Below are 15,874 nucleotides of genomic sequence, written 5' to 3'. Positions count from 1 at the left end.
TCGTAAATAGAGCCCGAAACAAAACTGATTTTTAGTTTTGTTTCGGGCTCTATTTGTATTTCCTTATGAAAATATCGATTGAATGACTGGCAGCAATTCATCAAATGAAGTTACTTCATGAAGATGTGTTGGTGTTTCGTTTTCAGGTAAGGCTCTTAAACGATGATTGAACCAAAGAGAGTGCCAGCCGCCGTTTTTGGCACCAGCAATATCATTTTCAAAGCTGTCGCCGACGTAAAGTGTGTGTGCAGCGTCCATAGAAAATTCTTTTGCTGCTAGGTCAAAAATTTCTTTTTCTGGTTTTTGAAAGCCAGTACTTTGAGAAATAATGATGTTATCAGTAGGAACCCATTGTTCAAGTTGAAGCTGTTTTACTTTTTTATATTGATGATCTGTTGGTCCATTTGTAATGATTCCCATTGGAATATTTTTGTTTTTTAAGAAGTCAAAGACTTTTTTTAATTCAGGATGCATGACGATATTGTCTAATTCCTCTTCATATACTTTTTGAAAAGTGATGCCGTCTTCTTTTATAACAGAAGCATACCCTAAATCTTTCAATGATTCGTCGATTCGATAAAAACGCATAAAGTCTAATGTCCATTCATTGGACATTACTTTTGGAAATGTTTCATCGCTATGAAAGCGAAAACGAATGTAAAGCTCATGCATATCATCTGATTTCACAGTAGGAAAAACTGTATTGATCGCATTTCTAAAAGGCTGTTGTTGGTCATAAATCGTATCATCCACATCAAAAACAATAGTTTTCATTAAAAAAGTTGCACTCCTTAATATTTTTCAGAAATTTTTTCAATCTCATTTTCATTGTAGCGAATTTCACGAAAAAAGAACAGAAAGAAATTTTTAATGTTAGAGGCAAATTTTCTTGAAATAGGAGGCTGATTGCTATTGAATGTTAGCTAGATTCTTTAGAATAAGGCTTTTAAAAAAAATGTACATTTAGTATAATATAAACAGAAACACCGATTAGGCCTATCTTCCCCAAGATATAAGCAACTTATCGGTGTTTTTCAATGATGTACATGTATGTATATAATTTAACAAATACTGGTCAGCTTTTCAAGTATTTGAAATAACAAGGAGCAAAATGTATAAAAAACTAAAACTAAAGTTAATTATAAGAAGTACGAAGTAGTTATCTGATATTTATACTCATTATATCTGAAAATATTACCGATGAATTTATTAGAAAATTTTCATAATGATGTTGTCTACATGAAGAAATAACTATCTATTTCAACGAATTTAATTACCACAGAAGCTATTTTTTATTATTGTAAAAATCGAAATATATTATTTAAGTAATAGGAATTTTAAAAATAGAATTATTATTTTCTACATTTAAAAAATAACGATCGTTCATTTTTTTATGCTTAAAAAATAAACTTTTTTCTCTTTTTTTACTTATCATGTGAATTTATTCTCAAGGTTTTTTTACTTTGCTTTTGTAGAGTATGAAGTATTTTTTTCAAATTTTGCATCAATGCTTTTCTTTGCGTATAATATATAAGAGTCAAAAAGAGAAAGAGGGAGTTTATGTTAAAACGTTTTTTTAGCTATTATCGACCATATAAGCATTTATTTATCTTAGATTTTTCCTGTGCTGTTATTGCAGGTCTATTAGAATTATCATTTCCCGTCGTCGTCAATCAAGTGATCGACAAAATCATGCCTAAAGGTGATTTTCGTTTGATCGGATTGGCTTGTGTAGGCTTACTGTTTTTTTATATTTTAAACACAGTTTTACAATATATTGTTGTATTTTTTGGTCACAAGTTAGGGGTCAATATTGAAACGGATATGCGCAGGGAGTTATATGAGCATTTACAGACTCAGCCGTTCGAATATTATGACAATCAAAAAACAGGGAAGCTGATGAGTCGCTTAACGACTGATTTATTTGAAATTTCAGAAGTTGCCCATCATGGGCCAGAGGATGTTTTCATTACCGTGATGACATTGCTTGGTTCCTTTTATCTAATGCTTCGTATTCATGTCCAATTGGCGCTAGCAACGTTTGTTCTTTTACCATTCATCACGATTGCACTAGTCTTTTTCAATAAAAGAATGACAAAGGTCAATACTAAGATTTATGACAATCTAGGGGAATTCAATGCAGGCGTAGAAGCTTCTGTCAGTGGAATAAGAGTCACACAATCTTTTGCAAATGAACCTTTTGAGCGTCAACGCTTTGAGGGCTTGAATCAGGCTTATCGCCAATCAAAGATCATGTTTTATAAATTGATGGGTGTCAGCTCTGCGTACAATTATTTTCTTATTCGCCTGATCAATCTGTTTACCTTGATTTTTGGCGCGTATTATACGATCAATGGTGAGATCACTAATGGTGATTTTGTTGGATTCATTTTGTTGGCCAATGTTTTTGTGCGTCCGATCGAGAAAGTCAATAACATGATTGAAAGTTATCCTAAAGGGATCGCTGGATTTAAACGTTTTACTGAGGAGATCGACAAAAAGCCGGCAATCAAAGATAAACCGAATGCGGTAGCTGTTGAGCATTTAACAGGAGATATCATTTATGAGGATGTATCATTTTCATATGCAGATTCCACTAAAGTACTGAATCATATCGATTTGCATATCGTTCCTGGTGAAACGGTCGCATTTGTAGGTCAAAGCGGTTCTGGTAAAACAACACTTTGCAATTTACTGCCGCGGTTTTATGAAGTAAGCGAAGGAAATATCACGATCGATGGAATCAACATTCAAGATATGACTTTAGCTTCATTAAGAAGTCAAATCGGGATCGTTCAGCAGGATGTATTTTTATTTCCGGGAACGATACGAGAGAATATCGCTTATGGAAAATTAGATGCAACAGAAGAAGAGATCCAAACGGCTGTCAAATTAGCCCATTTAGAAAAAGTGATTGATCAGATGTCTGAGGGCTTGGATACATTGATCGGTGAAAGAGGAGTCAAGCTTTCAGGTGGGCAAAAACAGCGTGTAGCAATTGCCCGAATGTTTTTAAAAAATCCGCCGATCTTGATTTTGGATGAAGCAACTTCTGCACTTGATACAGAAACAGAACAGGTCATCCAAGAATCACTGAATTCTTTAGCTGAAGGTAGAACAACAATGATCATTGCCCATCGTTTAGCAACGATCAAGCATGCAACACGTATCATCGTCGTCAGTGATCAAGGAATCCTAGAAGAAGGAACACATGAAGAACTGCTATCAAAAGGTGGACATTACCGTCGTTTACATGATGCACAGTTTAGAGATTGATCAACAAAAAGGGTGTGAAGCAAAAGTCGTTGTACTTTTGCTTCACACCCTAAATTCATATCTACACTGAGAATAGAAGTAATTTCTTAACTATGCAATCGATCTACTTGGTTCAAGTTCTTATCTGCGCGGTTTTCTACCTAAGCCAATCGCATTTTTCATTCGTTGTAATGTCTTATTCGCAACTAGACGTGCCTGTTCAGCGCCTTTATCAAGGATCTCATCTAGTTCATCTGAAGCTAATAGTTCATTGTAGCGAGTTTGGATCGGCTCAAGTAGCTCAACAACAGCTTCGGCTAAATCAGATTTAAAATCACCATACCCTTTACCTTCATATTGAGTTACTATTTCTGCAACAGGACGACCTGTCACCGCTGAGAAAATACTTAATAGATTAGATATACCAGGTTTATTTTCTGGGTCATATTCGATGATTCCAGTAGAGTCGGTAACCGCTGATTTGATTTTTTTACGGATCACATTAGGTTCATCCAGCATAGAAATGAATCCTTTAGCATTCGTATCAGATTTGCTCATCTTACTTGTTGGATCTTGTAAACTCATCACGCGTCCGCCTTGTTCCGCGATTTTGACCTCAGGCATCACTAATAATTCTTGGTTTGCCTGACCATAGCGCTTGTTAAAGCGTTCAACAAAGTCTCTAGTCAATTCTAAATGCTGCTTTTGATCGTCTCCGACAGGAACTAGATTAGCGTTATATAAAATGATATCTCCAACCATCAACGGCGGATATGTCAAAAGACCGGCACTCACACCAGTTCGTCCATTTTTTTGTGATTTATCTTTGAATTGAGTCATACGTTCAAGCTCGCCGATCGTTGTATTACATTGGATGATCCAGGCAGCTTCTGCGTGTGCTGATACTTCAGATTGAATAAAGATCGTTGCTTTCTCAGGATCTAACCCAACTGCTAAATATAAAGCTGCTAGGCCGCGGATTTGCTGACGCAATTTAATAGGATCTTGAGGGACTGTGATCGCATGTTCATCAACGATACAAAAGTAGCAATCATAATGATTCTGCAAATCAACAAACTGTTTCATTGCACCGATATAATTACCGATCGTTGGTATTCCGCTTGGCTGTATGCCAGAAAAAATTGTTTCCATAAAGTAACCACCTTAATCAATTAATAAACGTTATTGTTATCATTATACAGCTAAAAGAAAAAAAAAACAGGGAAACAAAGAAAAAAACTAAATTGTCACAATTTCTGGACTAATACAGATAGAATAATAGGGGAAACTGTATCATTTTTCACCTGTGTGAAAACGCTATATTTTTTCGTGACTAAGTGGCAATTTATCTTTGCTTATTAAAAAAAAAACGTAAAATAACGAAAAAACTATGCTTTTTTTCAAAAAAAGACCTAGTATTTTTATTAGAAATTGGGTATACTTACATTAAACAGGTAAACAGTTTGATTTCCTGTTTTAAAAAAGTATTACTAATCACAAAAGGAGTGATGCACATGTTGACACTTTATACTTCCCCAAGTTGTACGTCTTGCCGTAAGGCTCGTGCGTGGTTGCAAGAACACGAGATTCCATTCAAAGAAAGAAATATTTTTTCAGAACCATTGAATATTTCTGAATTGAAAGCAATCTTGCGAATGACAGAAGACGGAACTGAAGAAATTATATCTACCCGTTCTAAGGTCTTCCAAAAACTTAATATGGATTTGGATGAGCTGCCATTGCAAGATTTACTAGAATTAGTAAAAGAGAATCCAGGATTGTTGCGTCGGCCAATAATGATTGATGAAAAAAGATTACAGGTTGGTTTTAATGAGGATGAAATTCGACGTTTCTTGCCAAGAGGAGTTCGGCAGTTAGAATTACGTCAAGCGCAACTAATGGCAGGTTTATAAAATTTAAGCAGAGGGACTGGGACATGACTCTACGAGTTACGACCCAGTCCTTTTAAAAACGAATAAACATTGAAAGCAGGAGTGATTATTGTCATATCAGGTATGTCGTATAGTTTCACTACTTTTCGATTACATCAATTTTTAAGTACGAAATATATAGAAAGTTTGAACGCATAAGCCTCGTTGCTGAACGGTTCTGTCATGAATTTTTTACATAGAACAATCAAATTTTTATAGAAAAGTAAACATATATGCTACTAGAGTTAAGGAAATTAATAAGAGAACAGTTTATTTACAAATATTGTTACTTTTCCCTTTACATTTGGCGTGATTCCGCTACAATGTACGTAAGAATAAGTTTCCTGAAAAGCAAAAGTGAGGTGTAGCGACATGGAAATGGAACATATCAATGAAAATACCATACGGGTATTGATTGGCAATGAAGATCTGGCTGACCGAGGGATTACGTTTTTAGATTTACTTGGCAATCATAAGGAGGTAGAAAATTTTTTCTACAGCATTCTAGAAGAAGTTGATGTGGAAGATGAATTTCAAGGCAGTGAAGCTGTTACCTTTCAGGTTCTGCCAAAAAGTGATGGGTTAGAACTTTTTATTAGTAAAAATGCTTCGATGGATGATGTTTCTAATTTTGAAAATTTTAATGATTTGAGCTCAGAAGAAGTGAGTAATATTATTCGAAAACAAATAGAAGATGACTTTGCTGATGACACACAAGAATTTTCTGATAATACAGTAAAAAATTTAGTGTTTGAACTGAATGATTTTGAAACAATGATTCAATTAGCAAATGAAGTTTATCTACAGTCTGTGATAGCGAATTTATATACATTTAAAGGAACATATTATCTGCAAGTTATTTTCTTGCTGGATGAGTTAGGGAAAAATGATGTGGAAAATGAATTAGCACAATTATTAGAATTTGCTCGTTTATCGACAGTCACTCCTGAAACCTTAAATGAATATGGTACGTGTATTATGGAAAGAAATGCATTGGAATTGACTAGATATTACTTTGAATAGACTCAATGAAACTGAAACAGCACTTAATATGTGTGCTGTTTCAGTTTTTTTTGTGCATCATTGAAAAAAGTGCGTATATTAGCATTAGAGGTGATCACTATATTAAATGCATATACGGAAGACAAAGAGCTCATCACATTACTCCATAAGACCAGAGAAGAGATAGACGAGCTAAAAGGAGTCCAATATTTTTGCCCTATTTGTGAAGCTGTTGTTCAAATCAAGAACGGACGTATAAAAATTCCTCACTTTGCACATTATAATCGAAGTCATTGTCCATTTGCCGCAGATGGAGAAACACAAGAGCATCTTTCTTTGAAGGAAATGTTTGCAGCGTGGTGTGAATCTGAAGGACTTGCTTATGAATTGGAGAAATATTTGCCGGAAATCAATCAGCGGCCAGACCTACTGATCGGAAAGATCGCTGTGGAATTTCAATGCAGTCCTTTAAGTTCATCAAGATTGATCGAAAGAAGTAAGAACTATCGAGATAAGGGGTATCAGGTTGTTTGGATCTGTGGGAAAAAGATCCTTCGTGACTTCAATATTTTAACAGGACTAGCGAAAAATTTATGTTATTATTCTGAAAACATCGGTTTCTATTTATGGGCAGCAGATTGGCAAAAAAAGGAGCTTTCCTTATACTTTCATTTAGAAGAAGATTGGAAAAAGAGGGTCTATTCTGCTAAAAAAACTTGGCCACTGTTTACAGATTTTCTTCTTAAAATCATTCATTTTCCCGTGACTGCAGCGCTGCATCATTACAGAGAATATCAGGCTGGACAGTTGATTTCAGCTTATTATGATGAACTGAATAAAAAACTATGTAAAAGAGAAGAGCAGGTACGATTGATTCAATCTCAATTATATAACAACCATTTTCATATTCTCCATTTGCCTTATTGGTTTTATTATCCAGGTCTCCATATTTTTTGCTGTGTCGGATCAGATATGCTGTTAAAATTGATCGTTTGGAAATGGGTACAGTTTTTTGATCAGAATGTTTTTTTGCCTGAAGAACTAAAAGCATCTTTGATGGCTGAATTAGCAAAATCAACAGAATTATTTTATGATTTTCCCAATATTTCGTTAGAATCGATTCAAACGTATTGCTTTGAGCAATTGCTTCGTCGTTTGATCCATTGCCAGTATTTGATCAAAACGTCAAAAGGTTGGAAGGTAAATGCAGGGGAAAATGAATATTGTGTTGCCGATATCCACAAATGGCTGAAAAGTATTGAAAAGAAACGCGTAATCAGTGCTACTCCACATCAAAATATGATACTATAAATTTATGAAAAATAATTCTTAAAGGAGTAGATATGATGAGCGGAGCAAAACAATTACCAGAACGTTCCACATTACCTATTGAAATGACTTGGGATCTAACTAAAATTTTTAAGGACGATCAGGCATTTGACGATGCTTACCAAGTGTTGACGAAAGAATTACAAGAAGTAGAAAAATATAAAGGGACGCTGGATCAGGGCAGTACAGCTTTTTTAAATAGTATTGAGATGCTGCTAAAAGTATATCGACAAATCGAAGTCATCTACGTGTATGCTCATTTAAAAAATGATCAGGATACATCGAATGCAACCTATCAAGCATTGTATTCTAGAGCGAGCTCATTATTTGCACAAGTCAGTGAGGCAGTTGCGTGGTTTGAGCCAGAATTATTATCTTTAAATGATGATCTGATTTGGGGATATTTTGCAGAGAAGCCAGAATTGGAAATTTATCGACACTTTGTTGAAAATATTCTAAATGAACGTCCGCATATTTTATCCGCAGAGCAAGAAGCGCTACTAGCAGGCGCTAGTGAAATTTTTGGTGCTTCAAGTGATACATTTTCAATTTTGAACAATGCAGATTTGAAATTCCCTGTGATCGAGGATGAAAATGGCGAAAAAGTTCAATTGACTCATGGCGTTTATGGCCAGTTAATGGAAAATATCGATAGAAGTGTTCGTGAAAAGGCATTTAAAGCGCTGTATTCAGTGTATGATCAGTTCCAAAATACATTTGCGCAAACGTTGAGTTCTCATGTCAAAGCGCATAATTATAAGGCAAAGATTAGAAACTATCCATCGGCTAGAGCAGCTGCATTAAGTAGTAACCATATACCTGAAAGTGTCTACGATACGTTGTTAGATGTTGTAAATAAGCATTTACCGTTGCTTCATCGATATGTTGCATTACGGAAACGTTTACTGAATCTAGAAGAACTGCATATGTATGATATGTATACGCCGATTTTAGGAGAAGCCTCGATCAAATACTCTTATGAAGAAGCAAAAGAAAAAGCGCTGGCTGCATTAAAACCAATGGGAGAGGAATACCTGACCGTTGTTGAAACAGCGTTTAATGATCGTTGGATCGATGTCATTGAAAATCAAGGGAAACGAAGCGGTGCATATTCATCAGGAGCATATGACACAGCACCCTATATTTTGATGAATTGGCATGACAGTCTAGACCAACTCTATACATTAGTACATGAGATGGGTCACAGCGTGCACAGCTATTTTACTCGTAACAATCAACCTTATGTTTATGGGGATTATTCGATTTTCTTAGCTGAGATTGCGTCTACTACAAATGAAAACATTTTAACAGAGTATCTTTTAGAGACAGAAACGGATCCGCGCATCAGAGCGTATGTACTGAACCATTATTTAGATGGATTCAAAGGAACGATTTTCCGTCAAACACAGTTTGCTGAATTTGAGCATTTTATTCACACTGAAGATGCGAAAGGAACGCCTTTGACTAGCGAGTATTTAAGTGAATATTATGAGCAGTTGAATGCAAAATTCTATGGACCGGATGTTGTGAAAGATCCAGAAATCACGTTGGAATGGACACGAATTCCACATTTTTACTATAATTATTATGTTTATCAATACGCAACAGGTTTCTCAGCCGCTTCTGCTTTAGCAAATAAAATTTTAGCAGAAGAACCGCAAGCATTAGAAAACTATTTGACCTATTTGAAATCAGGAAGCAGTGATTATCCGATCGAAGTCATGAAAAAGGCTGGTGTGGATATGACTCAGCCACAGTATATAGAAGATGCAATGAAAGTTTTTGAAACACGTTTGAATGAATTAGAGAAACTTGTAGAGTCAATGGAATAGAAAAAAAGCCTCCTTTTAGATAAGGAGGTTTTTTGTTTAAAGTAAATGTAGGTGACCATGAGGAACTCTTGAATCATTGAAATGGTTCAATTCGAATTTTTCATGGAAATATTGTAAGTTATCTTCCGAAGTCTCACAAAGGCTTTTGATTTCATCCATAGATTCACAATCTTCAACAAGTACGCCAAAATCACGATCACAAGCGTAATTATAAACAACTGCAGAAGGATGCTTAGTGATGCCCATCTCTCGAGCGATTTGTTGATCAGTTTGGAATGATTCCTTAACAAAATCAGAAGCACGATCAGCATGGAACATCTCTAAATCACCACCAGCTTCTACAACAAGTTTTTCAACTAACTCTGATGAGTAAGGTTGGTTTTCAACTGCTACAGCTTGTTGAAGACCGAGAAGTAAATGACGACCTTTCTTTTTTCCTTGTAGCTGTGCAGCTTTGTAATCAAGAGCTGCGGAATAGATATCTTCAAACAATTGATTTCGTTGTTCAATATCATGTGCGGGGATATCAAATAACTTTATCAGGTGGTTTATCGTTTTCATATTAACTAATGGGATGAAACGAAACTGAATTTTCTTATTTTCCGTTTCAACTAATTTTAAAATATCCTTTTCTATGTTGAGACAAATGCCCCCCAAAGGATTAACGAACAGATAGATTTCAATCATTCATACTTCCTCCAATTTGACTCTTTTTTTGCAACTAGACATCATTTCTCAACTAAGTGACCCTAATTTATCAGAAAACTTGGGAAAATTGAAATGATATGTTTTACCATTATAACTTCTTAATCTTTTTACTTGAGCTTTGCATCATTCGCTGAATTTTATTTGGTGATGGCTTTTCTTTGATATTCAAAGTATCCAATAAAGCAAAAAATTCTTTTTTACCAATAATGGCATCACTAACTTCTAATTCTAATTCAAAATCATGCTGCTCGTTGTACCAACTTTCATCTAGCGCGAGTAAACCTTGGGGAAGTTTTTTTTCTGCTCGTTTAGTTGTTAAGCTGCCGATTAAACGTAAATCATCTTTGGCAATACCTAATGTAATCAATTTATTGTAGACAGCCCCTGAATTAGGGAGTATGCCTGAGTCAATAATTGCTTGTGCTTGCGCAGTGGAAAGCGAGTCATTGATCTCTAATAAACCGACCTTTTCAGGTACTTTCAAAGTGATTTCTGCATTTTTCGATAGTGTTCGAACTCTTAAACCAATGTGCTTTTCTTTTAACTGGAAATCAGCTGTATCGAAATAGTAATTGGTTTGTGTAAAAAAGTGGTTTTCTTCTAATTTAAAAAAATCAGCGGTGCGCAAAAATTCTTCTTTAGATAATAAGGTTTTAAATTCTATTTCTAAATTTTCACTCACTACTTTTTGACCCACTTTCTTTAATTTAATTCAATTTTTACATACTTTACCCATTTACGTCAAGAAAAGTGAACTAGAAGTTAAAAAGTTTACGAAAGTCTAAAAAAAACAGACAATTTCTCAAAATGTCCTATTTTTCTCAGCTCTATGGTAAAATAAGCTGTGAATCAAATTCAAGGAAATAGAGGGATTAGGATGGAGAAAGAGTGGGAGCTTTTTCTGGCACCTTATGAACAGGCTGTTGGAGAAATGAAAGTCAAACTGCGCGGCATTCGTAAGCAGTTTCGAGAACAAAACAAACATACGCCTATTGAGTTTGTAACTGGACGTGTGAAACCAGTCGATAGTATTTTAACCAAAGCAGCTCTGCGGAATATTCCAGTAGAACGAATTGAAGAGGAAATGCAGGATATAGCTGGTCTTAGGATCATGTGTCAATTTGTGGAAGACATCCGTCAAGTGGTGGATATCATTCGCAATAGAAAAGATTTACGGATCATTCAAGAGCGAGATTATATCACGAATAAGAAAGAAAGCGGCTATCGTTCGTATCATTTAGTGATCGAATATCCTGTCCAATTGATCACAGGTGAAAAGAAAATTTTAGCTGAGATTCAGATTCGGACATTAGCAATGAATTTTTGGGCGACCATTGAGCATTCATTAAATTATAAATATCAAGGTGTTTTTCCCGAAGAAATGAAAGAACGTCTTCAAAGAGCAGCAGAAGCAGCCTACCAATTAGATGAAGAAATGTCCACGATTCGTGAAGAAATTCAAGAAGCGCAGCATTTATTCTCTCATGGGCGGGGAAAATTTCAAGATGATTATTATCAACGATTATCTGAAAAGAAAGAGAAACTAGATCAATAGGAGGCATCAGATGAAAGTAGCAATTGTTCATAATCATGAGCAGCTGTCAAAAGAAGTGACAGGGCGTCTGCTTTTGCTGTTAAAGCAAAATAACATTGAAATCGATGAACAACAGCCGGAACTGGTGATTTCTGTAGGTGGAGACGGTACATTGTTATCGGCCTTTCACCGCTTCAACCATCGCTTGGATGAGGTTAGTTTTTTAGGTGTCCATACAGGACATCTAGGATTTTATACGGATTGGCGGGACTATGAACTTGAAGAATTAGTGCAAAGCTTGTTAGTTCATCAGGAAAAAAGCATTAGTTATCCATTATTAGATGTGAAAATCAGTTTTCACGGGAATAAGCCTGACAAGCATTTTCTAGCTTTGAATGAGTCAACGATCAAGCGTGCTAATCGGACGATGGTAGCAGATGTATTTATTAAAGACGAGCTGTTTGAACGCTTTCGGGGGGATGGCTTGTCTGTTTCTACACCGACGGGCTCAACAGCTTATAACAAGAGTATTGGCGGAGCTGTTTTACACCCAAGTATCAATGCCTTTCAATTAGCTGAGATCGCCTCATTGAACAATCGTGTCTTTCGAACGTTAGGATCTCCGATCGTGATTGCTCATACCGAATGGGTCGAAATCAAACTTCAGGAAAGTAATGACTATCTGATCACAGTCGATCAGTTGGATATTTATCAAGATGACATCAAATCGATTTATTATCGTATTGCTGATGAACGAATTCATTTTGCGTCATATCGGCATATGCATTTTTGGCATCGAGTGAAGGATGCATTTATTAGTGAGGATTAAAGGAAAATGGAATTTAGTTGGATTGTAGAGAAAGAAGAGCCGGAGCAAGTAAAATATTTTTTAAAAGAGCAGGGGATATCTAGGGGCCTCCTAGCCAAAATCAAGTTTCAAGGTGGTAAGATCGAAGTCAATGAATCAGTCGAAAATGTTTTATTTAAGCTGTCTTTAGGCGATCGAGTCAAAGTGACGATTCCGGATGAACTGGAACATGAGACGTTATTGGTTGATAATAAACCTTTAGAAATTTTATTTGAGGATGAGCACTATTTAGTAGTTAATAAACCGGCTGGAGTTGCCTCTATTCCATCTCAGTATCACCCGAATGGTACGATGGCTAATCGAGTCAAAGCGTATTATAAAGCTCAGGGGTATAAAAATCAGGTGATTCATGTAGTTACTCGTTTGGATCGTGATACTACAGGATTGATGTTATTTGCAAAGCATGGTTTTGCTCATGCGATGCTGGATCAAGAACTGCGGCAAAAGAAAGTCGTAAAAATTTATCAGGCGTTGGTTGGCGGACATGTAGAGTCATTATCTGAACATGGGAAAATCGATCAGCCAATAGGAAGAGATTTGTCGTCACTATTGAAGCGCACGATCGTTGAGACAGGGCAACAAGCTGAGACGGAATACTGGTTGTTGAAGCGTCAAGCAGATCAAGCTTTGGTGAATATCCAGCTGCATACAGGAAGAACGCATCAAATCAGAGTACACTTTGAATCGATTGGCTGTTCGCTATTAGGGGATGAGATGTATGGCGGTAATATGGATCAAGGAATCGAACGTCAGGCGCTGCATTGCTGCCAGTTGAATTTTGTTCATCCTTTTTCAAAAGAGTATATGGAATTAAGGTCTCCTTTAGCAGATGATATGAAAAAAATTGCAGCACGATTATAGCGAGGAAGGAGCGGTATATGTGAATGAAGGACAGGAAATGGAAGAGCATTTCTCGCTGTTGCTAGAGACGCTGCAGAAACAGGAAATGACTGAGTTTCGCGAATTGTTTTTAGCACTTCACATTTATGAACAAGGACAATTTTATCAATCGATCGATGAAACAGATCGAAAACAGATCTATAGCTACTTATCACCAAAAGAGCTGGCGGATATGTTTGATGTGATCGAAGAAGATAATGAAAACATGAAAGACTACATCGCTGAAATGCGGCCAAGCTATGCAGCCGAGATGCTGTCAGAAATGTATACAGATAACGCGGTTGACTTATTGAATAAATTGGATAAAAGCCAAAAGGCTAAATATCTGAGCTTAATGAGTTCGGAAGATGCCGGTGAGATCAAAGAGCTACTTCATTATGAAGATGACACGGCTGGGGCGATCATGACCACTGAGTTTGTTTCGATCGTGGCTAATCAGACTGTTCGTTCAGCGATGTATGTATTGAAAAATCAAGCAGATGTCGCGGAAACTATCTATTATGTGTATGTCGTCGATCAGGAAAATCATTTAGTCGGAGTGATTTCCTTGCGTGATTTGATCGTGAATGATGATGATACCATGATTTCCGATGTTTTGAGTGAACGGGTCATCTCGGTTCATGTGGGAGACGATCAAGAAGATGTTGCTCAAACGATTCGGGACTATGACTTTCTGGCATTGCCGGTCACGGATTATGATGATCACTTATTAGGGATCGTCACTGTCGATGATATCATTGATGTTATCGATGATGAGGCTGCCAGTGATTACTCTGGTTTAGCAGGGGTCAACGTAGAAGAGGTAAGTGAAAATCCAATTAAAGCCGCATCCAAACGTCTTCCGTGGTTGATTACGCTATTATTTTTAGGAATGTCTACAGCAACATTGATCAGTCATTATGAAGAATTAGTTAGTGAAGCAAGTATTTTGGCTGTATTCATTTCATTGATCACAGGAACGGCTGGTAATGCTGGTACGCAATCGTTGGCGGTTGCAGTTAGGCGGCTTGCTGTTTCAGATGAAAAAGACAATAGTTTTGTTCGCTTGATCATCAGTGAGGTATTGACGGGATTGGTGACAGGTGCTGTAACTGGAGTCTCTATTTTTGTTGTCGTGGGAATTTGGCAGCATAATTTTCCGCTTGGTTTTGTAATTGGCATGGCAATGCTTTGTGCGATCACTGTTGCGAATTTAGCTGGAAGCTTGATTCCTATGCTGATGGATAAATTGGGTTTCGACCCTGCAGTGGCCAGTGGTCCATTCATTACAACATTGAGTGATTTGACCAGTGTACTGATCTATTTTAATATCGCTAGTTTGTTCATGCAGTATTTTGTATAAGGAAGAATCTAAACTTTTGATATAAGATTTATTAGCTAAAACATACTCAAAAATGAGTGTGTTTTTTTATTTAGTTGACAAAAAAATTGTCATAAGATAAGATACATACTAACGGTATGTATAGAGGTGAATAAATGGCACGGAATAAATATCCTGAAGAGACAGTGAAAAAAATTTTGGATGTATCAGAACAGCTTTTTATAGAAAAGGGATATGATCATACCACTATTCAAGATATTGTCGATAACTTAGGCGGATTGACTAAAGGTGTAATCTATCATCATTTTAAATCTAAAGAAGAGATCTTCAATACGATCTTAGAAAAACGATATACAGTTGATATCAATAAGCAAATTCAATCATTGGAAGGAATCAGTGGTTTTGAAAAAATCAAGCGGATCAACAGGATCAGCCTTCGATCATTAGAACATCAGAAATTAGCCTTTTCTGCGAAATCGTTGATCACAGATCCTAGGGTGATCGGTGAGTTGTATATAGAAGCATTTCAAAAAACGATCCCTTATCTTCAAGGAGTCATTGAAGAAGGGATTCAAGATGGTTCTATCTCAACTCAATATCCTCAAGAAATCGCTGAACTGATCGTTCTTTCAACGAATATGTGGTTAGCGCCTTCTTTATATAAAATGAATGAAGAGGAGCTTTTAAACAAATTGAATTTTTTTAAGCAGTTGTATGATGGGGTTCAATTTCCGTTGATCGATGATGAGTATATTCAAGATGTCGTTACAATGTATAGAGTGATCAAAGAATAAAGATGCTAGAAGCATTTTTATTTTTAATATATACATACTAATGGTATGTATATGGATTTAGTTTATAGAGTAGTAAAAAAATAAAGGAGGAAAAATGATGATCAATGAAGTAAACAGAAAAATCAACCAGTTAAATAAAAAAGTGGGAAGTCAGATTCGAGTCCCAAAATTGACTAAGCGAAGAATGAATCAGAGTGCCTTAACGAATTTGGTTGTTGGTGGATTCATAGCAAGTGCGGGTATCATTTTTGAAAAAAAAGAACTATTTTTTTTAGGAGGTCTAGGACTGGTAGGAAGTCTCGTAATGAGTATTGAAGCTAGTAATATTAAGAGTGATGAAGAGTAAAGGAGAAAAGATTGAGACAAACAGAAAAAGCAGCTTATTTAGAAATAAACTGCT

15 protein-coding genes are annotated in these 15,874 nt (G+C 36.1%); 11 read left to right on the top strand and 4 right to left on the bottom strand.

From position 1 onward, the window contains the following. Positions 1 to 63: 63 nt before the first annotated feature. A complete protein-coding gene (locus H3T55_RS01275) occupies positions 64 to 774 on the bottom strand; it encodes an HAD family hydrolase (protein WP_225533029.1) in 711 nt (236 codons plus the stop codon). A gap of 786 nt (positions 775 to 1,560) precedes the next feature. Between H3T55_RS01275 and H3T55_RS01270 the strand changes: the two genes are divergently transcribed. Further along, positions 1,561 to 3,276: an ABC transporter ATP-binding protein gene (locus H3T55_RS01270; RefSeq protein WP_225533030.1), complete on the top strand. Its 1,716-nt coding sequence runs from the start codon at positions 1,561 to 1,563 to the stop codon at positions 3,274 to 3,276. Positions 3,277 to 3,396: 120 nt separating this feature from the next. On the opposite strand, the gene trpS is transcribed toward H3T55_RS01270, so the two are convergent. Continuing rightward, on the bottom strand, positions 3,397 to 4,407 hold the full coding sequence (gene trpS, locus H3T55_RS01265; RefSeq protein WP_087639608.1) for a tryptophan--tRNA ligase: 1,011 nt from the start codon (positions 4,405 to 4,407) through the stop codon (positions 3,397 to 3,399). Between the two features lie 362 nt (positions 4,408 to 4,769). Between trpS and spxA the strand changes: the two genes are divergently transcribed. From spxA to pepF, 4 genes are all read left to right on the top strand, one after another. Continuing rightward, positions 4,770 to 5,168 carry a transcriptional regulator SpxA gene (gene spxA / locus H3T55_RS01260; RefSeq protein WP_010760718.1) on the top strand — a complete coding sequence of 133 codons (399 nt, stop codon included), beginning with the start codon at positions 4,770 to 4,772 and terminating at the stop codon, positions 5,166 to 5,168. Positions 5,169 to 5,558: 390 nt separating this feature from the next. Continuing rightward, positions 5,559 to 6,209 (top strand): adaptor protein MecA, encoded by a 651-nt coding sequence (locus H3T55_RS01255; RefSeq protein WP_087639609.1) that lies wholly within the window; start codon positions 5,559 to 5,561, stop codon positions 6,207 to 6,209. A 69-nt stretch (positions 6,210 to 6,278) separates the two neighbouring features. After that, on the top strand, positions 6,279 to 7,499 hold the full coding sequence (locus tag H3T55_RS01250) for a competence protein CoiA (protein WP_225533226.1): 1,221 nt from the start codon (positions 6,279 to 6,281) through the stop codon (positions 7,497 to 7,499). A 35-nt stretch (positions 7,500 to 7,534) separates the two neighbouring features. Then, positions 7,535 to 9,349 carry an oligoendopeptidase F gene (gene pepF, locus H3T55_RS01245; protein ID WP_225533031.1) on the top strand — a complete coding sequence of 605 codons (1,815 nt, stop codon included), beginning with the start codon at positions 7,535 to 7,537 and terminating at the stop codon, positions 9,347 to 9,349. A 36-nt stretch (positions 9,350 to 9,385) separates the two neighbouring features. On the opposite strand, the gene H3T55_RS01240 is transcribed toward pepF, so the two are convergent. Beyond that, the gene (locus tag H3T55_RS01240) at positions 9,386 to 10,036 is read right to left on the bottom strand and encodes a ClpXP adapter SpxH family protein (protein ID WP_225533032.1); all 651 of its coding nucleotides are present in this window, start codon (positions 10,034 to 10,036) and stop codon (positions 9,386 to 9,388) included. A 109-nt stretch (positions 10,037 to 10,145) separates the two neighbouring features. Continuing rightward, on the bottom strand, positions 10,146 to 10,739 hold the full coding sequence (locus H3T55_RS01235) for a CYTH domain-containing protein (protein ID WP_225533033.1): 594 nt from the start codon (positions 10,737 to 10,739) through the stop codon (positions 10,146 to 10,148). Positions 10,740 to 10,934: 195 nt separating this feature from the next. On the opposite strand from H3T55_RS01235, the gene H3T55_RS01230 reads away from it, so the two are divergent. From H3T55_RS01230 to H3T55_RS01205, 6 genes are all read left to right on the top strand, one after another. After that, complete coding sequence (locus H3T55_RS01230; protein WP_087639613.1) at positions 10,935 to 11,612, top strand: GTP pyrophosphokinase family protein; 678 nt, start codon at positions 10,935 to 10,937, stop codon at positions 11,610 to 11,612. A 10-nt stretch (positions 11,613 to 11,622) separates the two neighbouring features. Then, positions 11,623 to 12,420, top strand: coding sequence for an NAD kinase (locus H3T55_RS01225; protein WP_225533034.1), 798 nt, complete (start codon positions 11,623 to 11,625; stop codon positions 12,418 to 12,420). Between the two features lie 6 nt (positions 12,421 to 12,426). Beyond that, positions 12,427 to 13,320 (top strand): RluA family pseudouridine synthase, encoded by an 894-nt coding sequence (locus tag H3T55_RS01220; protein ID WP_225533035.1) that lies wholly within the window; start codon positions 12,427 to 12,429, stop codon positions 13,318 to 13,320. 19 nt (positions 13,321 to 13,339) lie between these two features. After that, positions 13,340 to 14,701: a magnesium transporter gene (gene mgtE, locus H3T55_RS01215; RefSeq protein ID WP_087639616.1), complete on the top strand. Its 1,362-nt coding sequence runs from the start codon at positions 13,340 to 13,342 to the stop codon at positions 14,699 to 14,701. Between the two features lie 134 nt (positions 14,702 to 14,835). Next, positions 14,836 to 15,474, top strand: coding sequence for a TetR/AcrR family transcriptional regulator (locus H3T55_RS01210; RefSeq protein WP_087639617.1), 639 nt, complete (start codon positions 14,836 to 14,838; stop codon positions 15,472 to 15,474). Positions 15,475 to 15,571: 97 nt separating this feature from the next. Further along, entirely contained in the window at positions 15,572 to 15,820 is a 249-nt protein-coding gene (locus tag H3T55_RS01205) for a hypothetical protein (protein WP_225533036.1), read from the top strand. Positions 15,821 to 15,874: the final 54 nt, after the last annotated feature.

Origin of the sequence: Enterococcus sp. S22(2020) (assembly GCF_020295385.1) — a bacterium.
Lineage (GTDB): Bacteria > Bacillota > Bacilli > Lactobacillales > Enterococcaceae > Enterococcus_L > Enterococcus_L dunnyi.
Note: the sequence above shows the minus strand (reverse complement) of the source record. Positions and strands in the feature narration are given on the sequence as shown.

Excerpts from the sequence above, each read along its gene's own strand:
- H3T55_RS01275 (WP_225533029.1), bottom strand. The coding sequence starts at position 774 with ATGAAAACTATTGTTTTTGATGTGGATGATACGATTTATGACCAACAA.
- H3T55_RS01270 (WP_225533030.1), top strand. The coding sequence starts at position 1,561 with ATGTTAAAACGTTTTTTTAGCTATTATCGACCATATAAGCATTTATTT.
- trpS (WP_087639608.1), bottom strand. The coding sequence starts at position 4,407 with ATGGAAACAATTTTTTCTGGCATACAGCCAAGCGGAATACCAACGATC.
- spxA (WP_010760718.1), top strand. The coding sequence starts at position 4,770 with ATGTTGACACTTTATACTTCCCCAAGTTGTACGTCTTGCCGTAAGGCT.
- H3T55_RS01255 (WP_087639609.1), top strand. The coding sequence starts at position 5,559 with ATGGAAATGGAACATATCAATGAAAATACCATACGGGTATTGATTGGC.
- pepF (WP_225533031.1), top strand. The coding sequence starts at position 7,535 with ATGAGCGGAGCAAAACAATTACCAGAACGTTCCACATTACCTATTGAA.
- H3T55_RS01240 (WP_225533032.1), bottom strand. The coding sequence starts at position 10,036 with ATGATTGAAATCTATCTGTTCGTTAATCCTTTGGGGGGCATTTGTCTC.
- H3T55_RS01230 (WP_087639613.1), top strand. The coding sequence starts at position 10,935 with ATGGAGAAAGAGTGGGAGCTTTTTCTGGCACCTTATGAACAGGCTGTT.
- H3T55_RS01225 (WP_225533034.1), top strand. The coding sequence starts at position 11,623 with ATGAAAGTAGCAATTGTTCATAATCATGAGCAGCTGTCAAAAGAAGTG.
- H3T55_RS01220 (WP_225533035.1), top strand. The coding sequence starts at position 12,427 with ATGGAATTTAGTTGGATTGTAGAGAAAGAAGAGCCGGAGCAAGTAAAA.
- H3T55_RS01210 (WP_087639617.1), top strand. The coding sequence starts at position 14,836 with ATGGCACGGAATAAATATCCTGAAGAGACAGTGAAAAAAATTTTGGAT.
- H3T55_RS01205 (WP_225533036.1), top strand. The coding sequence starts at position 15,572 with ATGATCAATGAAGTAAACAGAAAAATCAACCAGTTAAATAAAAAAGTG.